Below are 15548 nucleotides of genomic sequence, written 5' to 3'. Positions count from 1 at the left end.
GCGCACCCGATCGCGCCGTCGCAGTACCAGGCGCGAGCATGAGGAGCATCGTTGAGCAGGTTGCGTTGGCTGACCGCGGGAGAGTCGCACGGACCGGCACTGGTCGCGACGCTGGAGGGTCTTCCCGCCGGCGTCCCGGTCACCACCGAGCTGGTGGCCGATCACCTGGCCCGTCGCCGGCTCGGCTATGGCCGCGGTGCCCGGATGAAGTTCGAGCAGGACGAGATCACCTTCCTCGGCGGCGTCCGCCACGGCCTGTCCCAGGGCTCCCCGATCGCGGTCATGATCGGCAACACCGAGTGGCCCAAGTGGGAGACCGTCATGTCGGCCGACCCGGTCGACCCCTCGCTCCTCAAGGACACCGGCCGCAACGCGCCGCTGACCCGTCCGCGCCCCGGCCACGCCGACCTCGCGGGCATGCAGAAGTACGGCTTCGACGAGGCCCGGCCGATCCTGGAGCGCGCCAGCGCCCGTGAGACCGCCGCCCGCGTCGCCCTCGGCGCCGTCGCCCGCTCCTTCATCAAGGAGGTCGCGGGCATCGAGATCGTCTCCCACGTGGTCGAGCTGGCCGCCGCCAAGGCCCCGTACGGAGTCCTCCCCACCCCCGCCGACGTCGACAAGCTCGACGCCGACCCGGTGCGCTGCCTCGACGCCGACGCCAGCAAGGCGATGGTCGCGGAGATCGACCAGGCCCACAAGGACGGCGACACCCTCGGCGGCGTCGTCGAGGTGCTGGCCTACGGCGTCCCGGTCGGCCTCGGCTCGCACGTCCACTGGGACCGCCGGCTCGACGCCCGCCTCGCCGGAGCCCTCATGGGCATCCAGGCCATCAAGGGCGTCGAGGTCGGCGACGGCTTCGAGCTCGCCCGCGTGCCCGGCTCCAAGGCCCACGACGAGATCGTCTCCACCCCCGAGGGCATCAAGCGCACCTCCGGCCGCTCCGGCGGGACCGAAGGCGGCCTGACCACCGGCGAACTGCTCCGCGTCCGCGCCGCGATGAAGCCCATCGCGACCGTTCCGCGCGCCCTCGCCACCATCGACGTCGCCACCGGCGAGGCGACCGTGGCCCACCACCAGCGCTCCGACGTCTGCGCCGTGCCGGCCGCCGGCATCGTCGCCGAGGCGATGGTCGCCCTCGTGCTGGCCGACGCCGTCGTCGAGAAGTTCGGCGGCGACTCGGTGCCCGAGACCCGCCGCAACGTCCGGGCCTACCTCGACAACCTGCAGATCCGGTGACGGCCGGACCGCTCGTCGTCCTCGTCGGACCCATGGGGTCCGGCAAGTCCACGGTGGGGGCGCTGCTCGCCGAGCGGCTCGGCGTCCCCTACCGGGACACCGACGCGGACATCGTCACGGCCCAGGGCCGGCCGATCTCCGACATCTTCGTCGACGAGGGCGAGCCGTACTTCCGCGAGCTGGAACGGCAGGCCGTCGCGGCCGCCGTCGCCGAGCACACCGGAGTCCTCGCCCTCGGCGGCGGAGCCGTCCTCGACGAGGGCACCCGAGAACTGCTGACCGGCCTGCCCGTCGCCTATCTCTCGATGGACGTCGAGGAAGCCGTACGGCGCGTGGGCCTCGGCGCCGCGCGCCCGCTGCTCGCCGTCAACCCGCGCCGCCAGTGGCGCGAGCTGATGGAGGCCAGACGCCCCCTCTACACCGAAGTCGCGCGCGTCGTCGTGGCCACCGACGACCGCACCCCCGAAGAGGTCGCCCAGGCGGTCCTCGACGCTCTGGAGTTGAAGGACGTATGACAGACCAGGTGACGCGGATCCACGTCGGCGGAAGCGCCGGCCATGACCCGTACGACGTGCTGGTCGGGCAGCAGCTGCTCGGCGAGCTCGGCTCCCTGATCGGTACGAAGGCCCAGCGGGTCGCCGTGATCCACCCCGAGGCCCTCGCCTCGACCGGTGAGGCGCTGCGCGACGACCTCGCCGACCAGGGCTACGAGGCGATCGCCATCCAGGTGCCGAACGCCGAAGAGGCCAAGACGGTCGAGGTCGCCGCGTACTGCTGGAAGGCGCTGGGCCAGTCCGGCTTCACCCGCACCGACGTCATCGTCGGCGTCGGCGGGGGAGCCACCACAGACCTGGCGGGCTTCGTCGCGGCCAGCTGGCTGCGCGGCGTGCGCTGGGTCGCCGTACCGACCACCGTCCTGGCGATGGTGGACGCGGCCGTCGGCGGCAAGACAGGCATCAACACCGCCGAGGGCAAGAACCTCGTGGGCGCCTTCCACCCGCCGGCCGGCGTGCTCTGCGACCTGGCGGCGCTGGAGTCCCTGCCGGTCAACGACTACATCAGCGGCCTCGCCGAGATCATCAAGGCCGGATTCATCGCCGACCCGGTGATCCTCGACCTGATCGAGGAGGACCCGCAGGCGGCCCGTACGCCCGCCGGTCCGCACACCGCCGAACTGATCGTGCGCTCCATCCAGGTCAAGGCCGACGTCGTCTCCAGCGACCTCAAGGAGTCGGGACTCCGCGAGATCCTCAACTACGGCCACACCCTCGCGCACGCCATCGAGAAGAACGAGCGCTACAAGTGGCGGCACGGCGCGGCCGTGTCGGTCGGCATGGTCTTCGCCGCCGAACTCGGCCGGCTCGCCGGCCGCCTCGACGACGCGACCGCCGACCGGCACAAGGAGGTCCTCGCCTCCGTCGGGCTGCCGCTGACCTACCGCGGCGACCAGTGGCCCAAGCTGCTCCAGACCATGCAGGTCGACAAGAAGTCCCGCGGCAACCTGCTGCGCTTCATCGTCCTCGACGGCCTGGGCAAGCCGACCGTCCTGGAGGGCCCCGACCCGGCACACCTGATCGCCGCCTACGGCGAGGTGTCGGCGTGAGCCGGCCCGTCCTCGTGCTGAACGGCCCGAACCTGGGCCGGCTCGGCTCGCGCGAGCCCGACGTGTACGGGGCCACCTCGTACGCGGGCCTGGTGGAGAGCTGCCGGTCGCTGGGCGAGGAACTCGGCTTCGACGTCGAGGTCCGCGAGACCAACGACGAGGGTGAGATCATCCGCTGGCTGCACGAGGCGGCGGACGGGAAGATCCCCGTGGTCATCAACCCGGGGGCCTTCACCCACTACTCGTACGGCATGCGGGACGCGGCCGCGCAGCGTACGGCGCCGCTGATCGAGGTGCACATCTCCAACCCGTACGCCCGTGAGGAGTTCCGGCACACCTCGGTCATCGCGGCCGTGGCGACCGGGACCGTGGCGGGCTTCGGTATCGGCTCCTACCGGCTGGCGCTGCGTGCGCTGGCGGACGAGATCGACTCCTGACACACCCCGCCCGGGGCCTGGTGGACGGTCGGGCCTCCGCGGTCATATAACGTTCTCGCATCAGTCGCAGGAACGAGACGGAGTGGCAGCGGATGCACCAAGGAGTGGGTGGCGGGGGCTGGGGGCAGCCGGGGCAGCGTCCTGCGGCGCCCCCGCAGCCGCCCATACCCCCGGCGCAGGGCTGGCCGGGTTCGCACCCGCCCCCGCCGCCGTCCCAGCAGCAGGCCCCGTCCCCGCACCAGGCGCCGGCGCCGCCGCCCCAGGTGGCGCCCGTACCGGAAGCCACCGGGCACATCCCGCTGCCGCCCGCGGTGGCGGGGACCGGCGGCGCCGTGCTCGCCGTACTGCTGATCGGGCCCGCCGGCGCGGGCAAGACCACCGTGGCCCGGCACTGGGCCAGCACCCGTCCCGTGCCCACCGCGCACGTCAGCCTGGACGACGTGCGCGAATGGGTCTGCTCCGGCTTCGCCGACCCGCAGGCCGGCTGGAACGAGCACTCCGAGGCCCAGTACCGGCTCGCCCGCCGCACCTGCGGTTTCGCGGCCCGCAACTACCTGGCCAACGGCATCTCCTGCATCCTCGACGACGCCGTCTTCCCCGACCGGCCCGTGGTGGGACTGGGCGGCTGGAAGCGGCACGTGGGACCGACGCTGCTGCCGGTCGTGCTCCTGCCCGGCCTGGAGATCGTCCTGGAGCGCAACGCCGAGCGCTCCGGCAACCGCCGGCTCTCCGACGAGGAGGTCGCCCGCATCCACGGCCGGATGGCCGGCTGGTACGGCTCCGGACTGCCGATCATCGACAACTCCCAGCTCGACGTCGAAGGCACCGCCCGCGCTCTCGACGAGGCCCTGGCCAGAGCCCTCCCGGCACCCGGCGGCTGGTAGCGCTCCCGCCGGGGTCGCAGGAGGGGCCAGGGGAGTCGGCCCGTCGCGGCGGGCCCGTGCCGCGCCTCGTCCGGACGCGCTCGCCGGGCCGGATCCGCACGGCGCTCGTACGCTCGAAGACATGTCAGACGTGTACGCCGCCCGTCGGGGCCTGCTTCGCGACCGATGCGCCGCCGCGGGGAACGCCGCAGCGCTGATCACGCGTCCGGCGAACGTCCGCTACCTCTCCGGGGCGTCACCGCTCGGCGCCGTACTGCTCGTCGGACCGACCGAGGACGCGATGTTCTGCGCCGGCGCGCCCACCGGCGAGGCCGACGAGGGCCGCCTCGACGAACACCTCCGAGTCACCGTGCTGGCCGGCCGCGGCGGGGATCCCGCCGTCGCGGCGGCCGACGCCGCCTCCTCCGTACGTGCCGACTCGCTCGCCGTGGAGGAGCACCACCTCACCGTCGCCCGGCACCGGGCCCTGCGGTCCGTCGCGCCCAAGCTGCGCCTCGCCGACCTCGGCAACGCGGTGGAGCAGCAGCGCCTCGTCAAGGACGAGGGCGAGATCGCCTGTCTGCGGATCGCCGCCGAGATCGCCGACCAGGCACTGGGCGAGCTGCTGGAGTCCATCCTCGTCGGGCGCACCGAACGCCACCTCGCGCTGGAGCTGGAGCGCCGGCTCGTCGACCACGGCGCGGACGGCCCCGCCTTCCCGACCTCGGTCGGCACCGGCCCGCACTCCGGCCACTCCCGGCACCGGCCCTCCGACCGCAGGGTGGAGGAGGGGGACTTCCTCTCCGTCTGCCTGGGTGCCAACTACCGCGGCTACCGGTGCGAGATCGGCCGGACCTTCGTCATCGGCACCACCCCGGCCGACTGGCAGATCGAGCTCTACGACTGCGTCTTCACCGCCCAGCGGGCTGGCCGGGAGGCGCTCCTGCCGGGGGCCGCCTACCGGGAAGTGGACCACGCGGCCCGGTCCGTGCTGGACTCCGCGGGGCACGCGGAAGCCCTCGCTCCATCGACGGGACACGGTGTCGGCCTCGAAATCGACGAGGACCCGCAGCTTGCACCTACGGCAATGGGTAAACTGGACGCTTGCGTGCCGGTCACCGTCGAACCGGGGGTTCACCTCCCCGGCCGGGGAGGTGTCCGGATCGATGACACGCTCGTCGTACGCCCCGAGGCGGACGGCGGTCCCGAGCTACTCACCATTACGACCAAGGAGCTGCTCGCGCTCTAGCCCGCACTGCCGGGTAGTGCGCGCACCCGTGGTCTTCCAGTGCAGGAGATTCCGCAACCGTGGCTTCCACGAACGACCTCAAGAACGGCATGGTGCTCAAGCTCGACGGTGACCAGCTCTGGTCCGTCGTCGAGTTCCAGCACGTCAAGCCCGGCAAGGGCCCGGCCTTCGTGCGCACCAAGCTCAAGCACGTGCTCTCCGGCAAGGTCGTCGACAAGACCTTCAACGCCGGCACGAAGGTCGAGACGGCCACCATCGACCGCCGTGACATGCAGTTCTCTTACATGGACGGCGAGTACTTCGTCTTCATGGACATGCAGACCTACGACCAGCTGATGGTCGACAAGAAGGCCGTCGGCGACACCGCCAACTTCCTCATCGAGGGCTTCACCGCCTCCGTGGCCCAGCACGAGGGCGAGGTGCTCTACGTCGAGCTCCCGGCCGCCGTCGAGCTGACCATCGAGCACACCGACCCGGGTGTCCAGGGTGACCGCTCCACCGGCGGCACCAAGCCCGCCAAGCTGGAGACCGGCCACGAGATCCAGGTCCCGCTCTTCGTCACCACCGGCGAGAAGATCAAGGTCGACACCCGCACCAGCGCCTACCTCGGCCGGGTGAACAGCTAACCGTGGCTGCCCGGAGCAACGCGCGCAAGCGCGCCTTCCAGATCCTCTTCGAGGCCGACCAGCGCGGGGTGTCCGTCCGCGAGGTCCTCGCGGACTGGATCCGCCACGCGCGGTCGGACGACCGGCAGCCGCCGGTCAGCGCCTTCACGATGGATCTTGTCGAGGGTTACGCCGACAAGGTGAACCGCATCGACGACCTGATCGTCACCTACGCCGTGGACTGGGAACTCGACCGCATGCCGGTCGTGGACCGGAACATCGTGCGGCTCGGTGCCTACGAGCTGATCTGGGTGGACGACACCCCGGACGCCGTGGCCATCGACGAGGCCGTCCAGCTCGCCAAGGAGTTCTCCACGGACGAGTCCCCCTCGTTCGTAAACGGGCTGCTGGCCCGCTTCAAGGACCTGAAGCCGAGCCTGCGGCGCAGCGAGAGCTGACCGGACGCCGCCCACGGCGGCACCGGCACCGCCATTCGGAAGGGCCCGCAGCGCACGCGCTGCGGGCCCTTCCGTTGTCGCCCCTACGGCCTCGGGGCGCGGGGGACGGAAAAACCGGTGGGTGCCGGGCCCCCGCAAGGGCCCGGCACCCACCGGTAAACGTTTCTGCTGGTGTGGAGCGTGAGGGTCAGACGTCCTCGTGCGCCACCGCGCGACGGGCATCCGCGTCGAGCACGCCCCAGCTGATGAGCTGCTCGGTCAGGACCGAGGGCGACTGGTCGTAGATGACGGCCAGGGTGCGCAGGTCGTCCTGGCGGATCGACAGCACCTTGCCGTTGTAGTCACCGCGCTGGCTCTGGATCGTCGCCGCGTAACGCTGCAGCGGGCCGGCCTTCTCGGCGGGGACGCCCGCCAGCCGCTCCAGGTCGAGGCGCAGCTTCGGCGGCGGCTCGGCCGCTCCGCCGGGAGTCGTGCCCGGCAGGAGTTCCTGCACCGGCACCCCGTAGAAGTCCGCCAGCTCGGCCAGGCGCTGGACGGTCACGGCGCGGTCCCCGCGCTCGTACGACCCGACCACCACGGCCTTCCACCGGCCCTGCGACTTCTCCTCGACACCGTGGAGGGAAAGGCCCTGCTGGGTGCGGATGGCGCGGAGCTTGGCCCCGAGCTGTTTGGCGTATTCGCTGGACATAACGCTCCCGGACGCTGTGACGCTGTGACTGCATGGACACTGCGACTACACAACTACGTGCGGCTCCGCCGCGCGGCTGGTAACTCACTGTGAGGTTACGCAGCGTTACTTGGGTGCGTCAAGCCGAATGGTCTCCATCCCCCCGCCAGGGCGGCGCCAGCAGCCCCGTGGGCGCCCCTGCGCGGACCCCGGGTGCCGAGCCACCACCGCCGCCCTGGTACCGTGGGACACGTACATCAGACGTCCTTTAAGGTCCGTCCCGTGAGGCGGAGAAGGAGGTCCTTTTCATGGACGCCCAGCAGAACTCCGATTCCGCGCGCCCCGTACTGGAGGCGCAGGACATCGCACGGGTCCTGACCCGTATCGCCCACGAGATCGTCGAACGCGCCAAGGGCGCCGACGACGTGGTGCTCCTCGGCATCCCCACCCGCGGTGTGTACCTGGCCCGCCGGCTGGCGGCCAAGCTCGAAGAGATCACCGGCACGAAGATCCCCGTCGGCTCCCTCGACATCACCATGTACCGCGACGACCTGCGGATGAAGCCCGCCCGCGCGATCGGCCGCACCGAGATCCCCGGTGACGACCTCGACGGCCGCCTCGTCGTCCTCGTCGACGACGTCCTCTTCTCCGGCCGCACCATCCGCGCCGCGCTCGACGCCCTCGGCGACCTCGGCCGCCCCCGCGCCGTACAGCTCGCGGTCCTGGTCGACCGCGGCCACCGCGAACTGCCGATCCGCGCCGACTACGTCGGCAAGAACCTCCCCACGTCGCTGCGGGAGACCGTCAAGGTCCAGCTCCAGGAGGAGGACGGCCGTGACGCCGTGCTGCTCGGCCAGCGGACCGCCCAGGCAGCAGGGCAGTAGCCCACCACGACGACGGACCCCGGCGGGGTCCGCGCCGAGCCCTGCCCTGCCCGCCCGCACCCCTGCACGTCCGTCCGCCTGCATGCCCTCCCGACCTACGGAGCCATCCAGATGAAGCGCCACCTCATCTCGGCCGCCGATCTCACGCGCGACGACGCCGTCCTGATCCTCGACACCGCCGAGGAGATGGCCCGCGTCGCGGACCGGCCGATCAAGAAGCTGCCCACCCTGCGCGGCCTCACCGTCGTCAACCTCTTCTTCGAGGACTCGACCCGCACCCGGATCTCCTTCGAAGCGGCCGCCAAGCGGCTCTCCGCCGACGTCATCAACTTCTCCGCCAAGGGCTCATCGGTTTCCAAGGGCGAATCCCTGAAGGACACCGCGCTGACCCTGGAGGCGATGGGCGCCGACGCCGTCGTCATCCGCCACCACGCCTCCGGCGCCCCCTACCGGCTCGCGACCTCCGGCTGGATCGACTCCGCCGTGGTCAACGCCGGCGACGGCACCCACGAGCACCCCACCCAGGCCCTGCTGGACGCCTTCACCATGCGCCGCCGCCTCGTCGGCCGCGACGCCGGCCTCGGCAAGGACCTCAGCGGCCGCCGCATCACCATCGTCGGCGACGTCCTGCACAGCCGCGTGGCCCGCTCCAACGTCCACCTGCTGCACACCCTCGGCGCCGAGGTCACCCTGGTGGCCCCGCCCACCCTGGTGCCGATCGGCGTCGAGACCTGGCCGTGCGAGGTCTCGTACAGCCTCGACGACGTGCTGCCGAAGTCGGATGCGGTGATGATGCTCCGTGTGCAGCGCGAACGCATGAACGCCGCCTTCTTCCCGACCGAGCGCGAGTACTCCCGCCGGTACGGCCTCGACGGCGACCGCATGGCCAAGATGCCCGAGCACGCCATCGTGATGCACCCCGGCCCGATGAACCGCGGCATGGAGATCACCGCCCAGGTCGCCGACTCCGACCGCTGCACGGCCGTCGAGCAGGTCGCCAACGGCGTCTCCACCCGCATGGCCGTCCTCTACCTGCTGCTCGGAGGCTCCGAGCCCGCCGTCACCACCGCCCGTACCGAGGAGAGCAAGTAACCATGAGCAAGATCCTTATCCGTGGTGCGAAGGTACTCGGCGGCGAGGCGCAGGACGTCCTGATCGACGGCGAGACCATCGCGGCCACCGCCAGGACCGGCGAAATCGACTGGAGTGGCACCGGCCTGTCCGCCGAGGGCGCGACCGTCATCGAGGCCGAGGGCCAGGTCCTCCTCCCCGGCCTCGTCGACCTGCACACCCACCTGCGCGAGCCCGGCCGCGAGGACTCCGAGACCGTCCTGACGGGCACCCGCGCCGCCGCCTCCGGCGGCTACACCGCCGTCTTCGCCATGGCGAACACCTTCCCCGTCGCCGACACCGCCGGCGTCGTCGAGCAGGTCTGGCGCCTGGGCAAGGAGTCCGGCTACTGCGACGTGCAGCCCATCGGCGCCGTCACCGTCGGCCTGGAGGGCAAGCAGCTCTCCGAGCTGGGCGCCATGCACGACTCCGCCGCCCGCGTCACCGTCTTCTCCGACGACGGCAAGTGCGTCGACGACGCCGTGATCATGCGCCGGGCCCTGGAGTACGTGAAGGCCTTCGGCGGCGTCGTCGCCCAGCACGCCCAGGAGCCCCGCCTCACCGAGGGCGCCCAGATGAACGAGGGCGTCGTCTCCGCCGAGCTGGGCCTCGGCGGCTGGCCCGCCGTCGCCGAGGAGTCGATCATCGCCCGCGACGTGCTCCTCGCCGAGCACGTCGGCTCCCGCGTCCACATCTGCCACCTCTCCACCGCCGGCTCCGTCGAGATCGTCCGCTGGGCCAAGTCCCGCGGCATCGACGTCACCGCCGAGGTCACCCCGCACCACCTGCTCCTCACCGACGAGCTGGTCCGCTCGTACAACGCGGTCTACAAGGTCAACCCGCCGCTGCGCACCGAGCGCGACGTCATGGCCCTGCGCGAGGCCCTCGCCGACGGCACGATCGACATCGTCGCCACCGACCACGCCCCGCACCCCCACGAGGACAAGGACTGCGAGTGGGCCTCCGCCGCCATGGGCATGGTCGGCCTGGAGACCGCGCTCTCCGTCGTCCAGCAGACGATGGTGGAGACCGGACTCCTCGACTGGGCGGGCGTCGCCGAGCGGATGTCCTTCGCCCCGGCGCGCATCGGCAGCCTGGAGAACCACGGCCGTCCCGTCTCGGCAGGTGAACCCGCGAACCTGACCTTGGTCGATACCTCGTACCGTGGTGTCGTGGACCCCGCACACTTCGCCTCCCGGAGCCGCAACACGCCTTACGAGGGCCGTGAGCTCCCGGGACGCGTCACTCACACCTTCCTGCGGGGCCGGGCAACGGTCGTGGACGGGACACTGGCGTGACACCTGCAGTAATCCAACTGGCCGCCGAGGCCGCCGAACGACAGTCGGCGGAGGTGACCGAAGTCGGCGCCCGCATCGCGTGGGTGGTCGGCCTGGTCGTCTTCATCGCGTTCGTGTACTGGCTGATGCGGCAGGGCTGGAAATGGCGAGGGGCTCTGCAGAACGATCTGCCCGAGCTCCCCGCCGCCCCCGACGGCCTCCCCGCGCACCGGCTGGCCCTGACCGGCCGGTACCACGGCTCCACCACCGCCGGGCAGTGGCTCGACCGGATCGTCGCCCACGGCCTGGGCCTGCGCAGCCGGGTCGAGCTCACGCTCACCGACGCGGGCCTCGACGTGGTCCGACCGGGTGCAGGCGACTTCTTCGTACCGGCCGCGCAGCTGCGCGGCGCCCGCCTCGACAAGGGGATCGCGGGCAAGGTACTCACCGAGGGCGGTCTGCTCGTCGTCACCTGGGCGCACGGCGGCAAGCTGATCGACTCCGGATTCCGCTCCGACCGCGCGGCCGAACACGCCGCATGGGTCGAAGCCATCAACCTCATGAACCCATCCATCACGACGGAAGGCGCCGAACGATGACGACCTCCACCAGGGGAGCAGCCAAAGCTCCCGCCGTACTCGTCCTGGAGGACGGCCGCATCTTCCGCGGCCGCGCCTACGGCGCAGTGGGGGAGACCTTCGGCGAGGCCGTGTTCTCCACCGGCATGACCGGCTACCAGGAGACCCTCACCGACCCGTCGTACCACCGGCAGGTCGTCGTGATGACCGCCCCCCACGTGGGCAACACCGGCGTCAACGACGAGGACCCCGAGTCCTCCCGCATCTGGGTCTCCGGCTACGTCGTGCGCGACCCCGCCCGCGTCCCCTCCAACTGGCGCTCCCGGCGCACGCTGGACGAGGAACTCGTCGCGCAGGGCGTCGTCGGCATCTCCGGCATCGACACCCGCGCCCTGACCCGCCACCTGCGCGAGCGCGGCGCCATGCGCGTCGGCATCTTCTCCGGCGAGTCCTGGGTCGGCATCCGCGACGAGGCCCTCCTGGCCAAGGTCCGCTCCCAGCCCGAGATGAAGGGCGCGAACCTCGCCGCCGAGGTCGCCACCAAGGAGGCGTACGTCGTCCCCGCGATCGGCGAGAAGCGCTTCACCGTCGCCGCCGTCGACCTCGGCATCAAGGGCATGACCCCGCACCGCATGGCCGAGCGCGGCATCGAGGTCCACGTGCTGCCCGCCACCGCCACCGTCGAGGACGTGTACGCGGTCAACCCGGACGGCGTGTTCTTCTCCAACGGCCCGGGCGACCCGGCCACCGCCGACGGCCCCGTCGCCGTCATGCAGGGCGTCCTGGAGCGCAAGACCCCGCTCTTCGGCATCTGCTTCGGCAACCAGATCCTCGGCCGCGCGCTCGGCTTCGGCACCTACAAGCTGAAGTACGGCCACCGCGGCATCAACCAGCCCGTCCAGGACCGCACCACCGGCAAGGTCGAGGTCACCGCGCACAACCACGGCTTCGCCGTGGACGCGCCCCTCGACAAGGTGTCCGAGACCCCCTACGGCCGCGCCGAGGTCTCGCACGTCTGCCTGAACGACAACGTGGTCGAAGGCCTCCAGCTGCTCGACCAGCCGGCCTTCTCCGTCCAGTACCACCCCGAAGCGGCCGCGGGCCCGCACGACGCCGCGTACCTCTTCGACCGCTTCACGTCTTTGATGAGCACCGCCCAGATGGAGGCCGATCGTGCCTAAGCGCTCCGATATCCAGTCCGTCCTGGTCATCGGCTCCGGCCCGATCGTCATCGGACAGGCCGCCGAGTTCGACTACTCCGGCACCCAGGCCTGCCGCGTCCTCAAGGCCGAAGGCCTGCGCGTCATCCTGGTCAACTCCAACCCGGCGACGATCATGACCGACCCGGAGATCGCCGACGCCACGTACGTCGAGCCGATCACCCCCGAGTTCGTCGAGAAGATCATCGCGAAGGAGCGCCCCGACGCGCTGCTCCCGACCCTCGGCGGCCAGACCGCGCTGAACACCGCCATCTCCATGCACGAGCAGGGGGTGCTGGAGAAGTACGGCGTCGAGCTCATCGGCGCCAACGTCGAGGCCATCAACAAGGGCGAGGACCGCGACCTCTTCAAGGGCGTCGTCGAGGCCGTCAAGGCCAAGATCGGTTACGGCGAGTCCGCCCGCTCGGTCATCTGCCACTCGATGGACGACGTCCTCAAGGGCGTCGAGACCCTCGGCGGCTACCCCGTCGTCGTCCGCCCCTCCTTCACGATGGGCGGCGCCGGCTCCGGCTTCGCCCACGACGAGGACGAGCTGCGCCGCATCGCCGGCCAGGGCCTCACGCTCTCCCCGACCACCGAGGTGCTCCTGGAGGAGTCCATCCTCGGCTGGAAGGAGTACGAGCTGGAGCTGATGCGCGACACCAAGGACAACGTGGTCGTCGTCTGCTCCATCGAGAACTTCGACCCGATGGGCGTCCACACCGGCGACTCCATCACCGTCGCCCCCGCCATGACGCTCACCGACCGCGAGTACCAGCGGCTGCGCGACATCGGCATCGCGATCATCCGCGAGGTCGGCGTCGACACCGGCGGCTGCAACATCCAGTTCGCGATCGACCCGGTCGACGGCCGCGTCATCGTCATCGAGATGAACCCGCGCGTCTCGCGCTCCTCGGCGCTCGCGTCGAAGGCCACCGGCTTCCCGATCGCCAAGATCGCCGCCAAGCTGGCCATCGGCTACACGCTCGACGAGGTCCCCAACGACATCACCGAGAAGACGCCGGCCTCCTTCGAGCCGACCCTCGACTACGTCGTCGTCAAGGCCCCGCGCTTCGCCTTCGAGAAGTTCCCGGCCGCCGACGCCACCCTCACCACCACCATGAAGTCGGTCGGCGAGGCCATGGCCATCGGCCGCAACTTCACCGAGGCCCTCCAGAAGGCCCTGCGCTCCCTGGAGAAGAAGGGCTCGCAGTTCACCTTCGTCGGCGAGCCCGGCGACAAGGACGAGCTCCTCGCCACCGCCGTCCGCCCCACCGACGGCCGCATCAACACCGTCATGCAGGCCATCCGCGCCGGCGCCACCCAGGAAGAGGTCTTCGAGTCCACGAAGATCGACCCCTGGTTCGTCGACCAGCTCTTCCTGATCAAGGAGATCGCCGACGAGCTCGCCGGCGCCGAGAAGCTCGAACCCGAGCTGCTCGCCGAGGCCAAGCGCCACGGCTTCTCCGACTCCCAGATCGCCGAGATCCGGGGCCTGCGCGAGGACGTCGTCCGCGAGGTCCGCCACGCCCTCGGCGTCCGCCCGGTCTACAAGACGGTCGACACCTGCGCCGCCGAGTTCGCCGCGAAGACCCCGTACTTCTACTCCTCGTACGACGAGGAGTCCGAGGTCGCCCCCCGCACCAAGCCCGCCGTCATCATCCTGGGCTCCGGCCCGAACCGCATCGGCCAGGGCATCGAGTTCGACTACTCCTGCGTCCACGCCTCCTTCGCCCTCAGCGACGCCGGCTACGAGACCGTGATGGTCAACTGCAACCCGGAGACCGTCTCCACCGACTACGACACCTCCGACCGCCTGTACTTCGAGCCGCTGACGCTCGAGGACGTGCTGGAGATCGTCCACGCCGAGTCCCTCGCCGGCCCCATCGCCGGCGTCGTCGTCCAGCTCGGCGGCCAGACCCCCCTGGGCCTCGCCCAGGCCCTCAAGGACAACGGCGTCCCCGTCGTGGGCACCTCCCCGGAGGCCATCCACGCCGCCGAGGACCGCGGCGCCTTCGGCCGCGTCCTCGCCGAGGCCGGCCTGCCCGCCCCCAAGCACGGCACGGCCACCACCTTCACCGGCGCGAAGGCGATCGCCGACGAGATCGGCTACCCGGTCCTGGTGCGCCCCTCGTACGTGCTCGGCGGCCGCGGCATGGAGATCGTCTACGACGAGGCCCGCCTGGAGTCGTACATCGCGGAGTCCACCGAGATCTCCCCGACCCGCCCCGTGCTGGTCGACCGCTTCCTCGACGACGCCATCGAGATCGACGTCGACGCCCTCTACGACGGCAACGAGCTCTACCTCGGCGGCGTCATGGAGCACATCGAGGAAGCCGGCATCCACTCCGGCGACTCGGCCTGCGCCCTGCCCCCGATCACCCTCGGCGGCTACGACATCAAGCGCCTGCGCGCCTCCACCGAGGCCATCGCCAAGGGCGTCGGCGTCCGCGGCCTGATCAACATCCAGTTCGCGATGGCCGGCGACATCCTCTACGTCCTGGAGGCCAACCCGCGCGCCTCCCGGACGGTGCCCTTCACCTCGAAGGCCACCGCCGTCCCGCTCGCGAAGGCCGCCGCCCGCATCTCGCTCGGCGCCACCATCGCCGAGCTGCGCGAAGAGGGCCTGCTGCCGAAGACCGGCGACGGCGGCACCCTGCCGATCGACGCGCCGATCTCCGTCAAGGAGGCCGTCATGCCGTGGTCGCGCTTCCGCGACATCCACGGCCGCGGCGTGGACACCGTCCTCGGCCCGGAGATGCGCTCCACCGGCGAGGTCATGGGCATCGACGCCGTCTTCGGCACCGCCTACGCCAAGTCGCAGGCCGGCGCCTACGGCCCGCTGCCGACCAAGGGCCGCGCCTTCATCTCCGTCGCCAACCGCGACAAGCGCTCGATGATCTTCCCTGCCCGCGAGCTCGTCGCCCACGGCTTCGAGCTGATGGCCACTTCCGGCACCGCCGAGGTCCTGCGGCGCAACGGCATCAACGCCACCGTGGTGCGCAAGCTCAGCGAGGGCGAGGGCCCGAACGGCGAGAAGACCATCGTCCAGCTGATCCACGACGGCCAGGTCGACCTGATCGTCAACACCCCGTACGGCACCGGCGGCCGCCTCGACGGCTACGAGATCCGCACGGCGGCCGTGGCCCGCAGCGTCCCCTGCCTGACCACGGTCCAGGCGCTCGCCGCCGCCGTCCAGGGCATCGACGCGCTCAACCGCGGCGACGTGGGCGTCCGCTCCCTCCAGGAGCACGCGGAGCACCTGACCGCGGCCCGCGACTAGCAGCCCGTTCGAAAGGGGGGCACCGGCGACAACGACCGGTGTCCCCCCTTTCATGAGGTCCATCCGAGCGCACAAGGGATTCAAGGGAAAAATCGGACG

At 71.1% G+C, this 15548-nt stretch carries 15 protein-coding genes; 14 read left to right on the top strand and 1 reads right to left on the bottom strand.

What is annotated here, in order from left to right:
- Positions 1 to 51: 51 nt before the first annotated feature.
- From aroC to nusB, 8 genes are all read left to right on the top strand, one after another.
- A complete protein-coding gene (aroC, locus tag ACZ3X1_RS21155; protein WP_356813184.1) occupies positions 52 to 1236 on the top strand; it encodes a chorismate synthase in 1185 nt (394 codons plus the stop codon).
- Complete coding sequence (locus ACZ3X1_RS21150; protein ID WP_356813185.1) at positions 1233 to 1751, top strand: shikimate kinase; 519 nt, start codon at positions 1233 to 1235, stop codon at positions 1749 to 1751. The genes aroC and ACZ3X1_RS21150 overlap by 4 nt, the downstream gene beginning before the upstream one ends.
- Entirely contained in the window at positions 1748 to 2839 is a 1092-nt protein-coding gene (gene aroB, locus ACZ3X1_RS21145; RefSeq protein ID WP_467280624.1) for a 3-dehydroquinate synthase, read from the top strand. The genes ACZ3X1_RS21150 and aroB overlap by 4 nt, the downstream gene beginning before the upstream one ends.
- On the top strand, positions 2836 to 3276 hold the full coding sequence (gene aroQ / locus ACZ3X1_RS21140) for a type II 3-dehydroquinate dehydratase (RefSeq protein WP_356813187.1): 441 nt from the start codon (positions 2836 to 2838) through the stop codon (positions 3274 to 3276). Before aroB ends, aroQ begins: the two co-directional genes overlap by 4 nt.
- A gap of 92 nt (positions 3277 to 3368) precedes the next feature.
- Positions 3369 to 4160, top strand: a complete 792-nt coding sequence (locus ACZ3X1_RS21135; protein WP_362626058.1) for an AAA family ATPase — start codon at positions 3369 to 3371, stop codon at positions 4158 to 4160.
- A gap of 121 nt (positions 4161 to 4281) precedes the next feature.
- Positions 4282 to 5388, top strand: a complete 1107-nt coding sequence (locus ACZ3X1_RS21130) for an aminopeptidase P family protein (RefSeq protein ID WP_356813189.1) — start codon at positions 4282 to 4284, stop codon at positions 5386 to 5388.
- A gap of 59 nt (positions 5389 to 5447) precedes the next feature.
- Positions 5448 to 6014 carry an elongation factor P gene (gene efp / locus ACZ3X1_RS21125; RefSeq protein ID WP_030656220.1) on the top strand — a complete coding sequence of 189 codons (567 nt, stop codon included), beginning with the start codon at positions 5448 to 5450 and terminating at the stop codon, positions 6012 to 6014.
- A gap of 2 nt (positions 6015 to 6016) precedes the next feature.
- Entirely contained in the window at positions 6017 to 6451 is a 435-nt protein-coding gene (nusB, locus tag ACZ3X1_RS21120) for a transcription antitermination factor NusB (protein WP_356813190.1), read from the top strand.
- A gap of 187 nt (positions 6452 to 6638) precedes the next feature.
- On the opposite strand, the gene bldD is transcribed toward nusB, so the two are convergent.
- Positions 6639 to 7139 carry a transcriptional regulator BldD gene (gene bldD, locus ACZ3X1_RS21115; protein WP_030026184.1) on the bottom strand — a complete coding sequence of 167 codons (501 nt, stop codon included), beginning with the start codon at positions 7137 to 7139 and terminating at the stop codon, positions 6639 to 6641.
- A 287-nt stretch (positions 7140 to 7426) separates the two neighbouring features.
- Here bldD and pyrR point away from each other — a divergent pair, with 287 nt between their 5' ends.
- The 6 genes from pyrR (at position 7427) to carB (ending at position 15449) form a co-directional block, all read left to right on the top strand.
- Positions 7427 to 8002, top strand: a complete 576-nt coding sequence (pyrR, locus tag ACZ3X1_RS21110) for a bifunctional pyr operon transcriptional regulator/uracil phosphoribosyltransferase PyrR (RefSeq protein WP_030656222.1) — start codon at positions 7427 to 7429, stop codon at positions 8000 to 8002.
- 111 nt (positions 8003 to 8113) lie between these two features.
- Positions 8114 to 9094, top strand: coding sequence for an aspartate carbamoyltransferase catalytic subunit (locus tag ACZ3X1_RS21105; protein ID WP_356812726.1), 981 nt, complete (start codon positions 8114 to 8116; stop codon positions 9092 to 9094).
- Positions 9095 to 9096: 2 nt separating this feature from the next.
- Positions 9097 to 10410, top strand: coding sequence for a dihydroorotase (locus ACZ3X1_RS21100; protein ID WP_356812727.1), 1314 nt, complete (start codon positions 9097 to 9099; stop codon positions 10408 to 10410).
- Entirely contained in the window at positions 10407 to 10988 is a 582-nt protein-coding gene (locus tag ACZ3X1_RS21095; protein WP_356812728.1) for a PH-like domain-containing protein, read from the top strand. Before ACZ3X1_RS21100 ends, ACZ3X1_RS21095 begins: the two co-directional genes overlap by 4 nt.
- On the top strand, positions 10985 to 12148 hold the full coding sequence (gene carA / locus ACZ3X1_RS21090; protein ID WP_356812729.1) for a glutamine-hydrolyzing carbamoyl-phosphate synthase small subunit: 1164 nt from the start codon (positions 10985 to 10987) through the stop codon (positions 12146 to 12148). The genes ACZ3X1_RS21095 and carA overlap by 4 nt, the downstream gene beginning before the upstream one ends.
- The gene (gene carB / locus ACZ3X1_RS21085) at positions 12141 to 15449 is read left to right on the top strand and encodes a carbamoyl-phosphate synthase large subunit (protein ID WP_356812730.1); all 3309 of its coding nucleotides are present in this window, start codon (positions 12141 to 12143) and stop codon (positions 15447 to 15449) included. The genes carA and carB overlap by 8 nt, the downstream gene beginning before the upstream one ends.
- The last annotated feature ends 99 nt before the right edge of the window (positions 15450 to 15548 follow it).

Source organism: Streptomyces sp. NPDC023541, from assembly GCF_055559995.1.
This window is presented reverse-complemented; position numbering and strand designations above follow the sequence as displayed.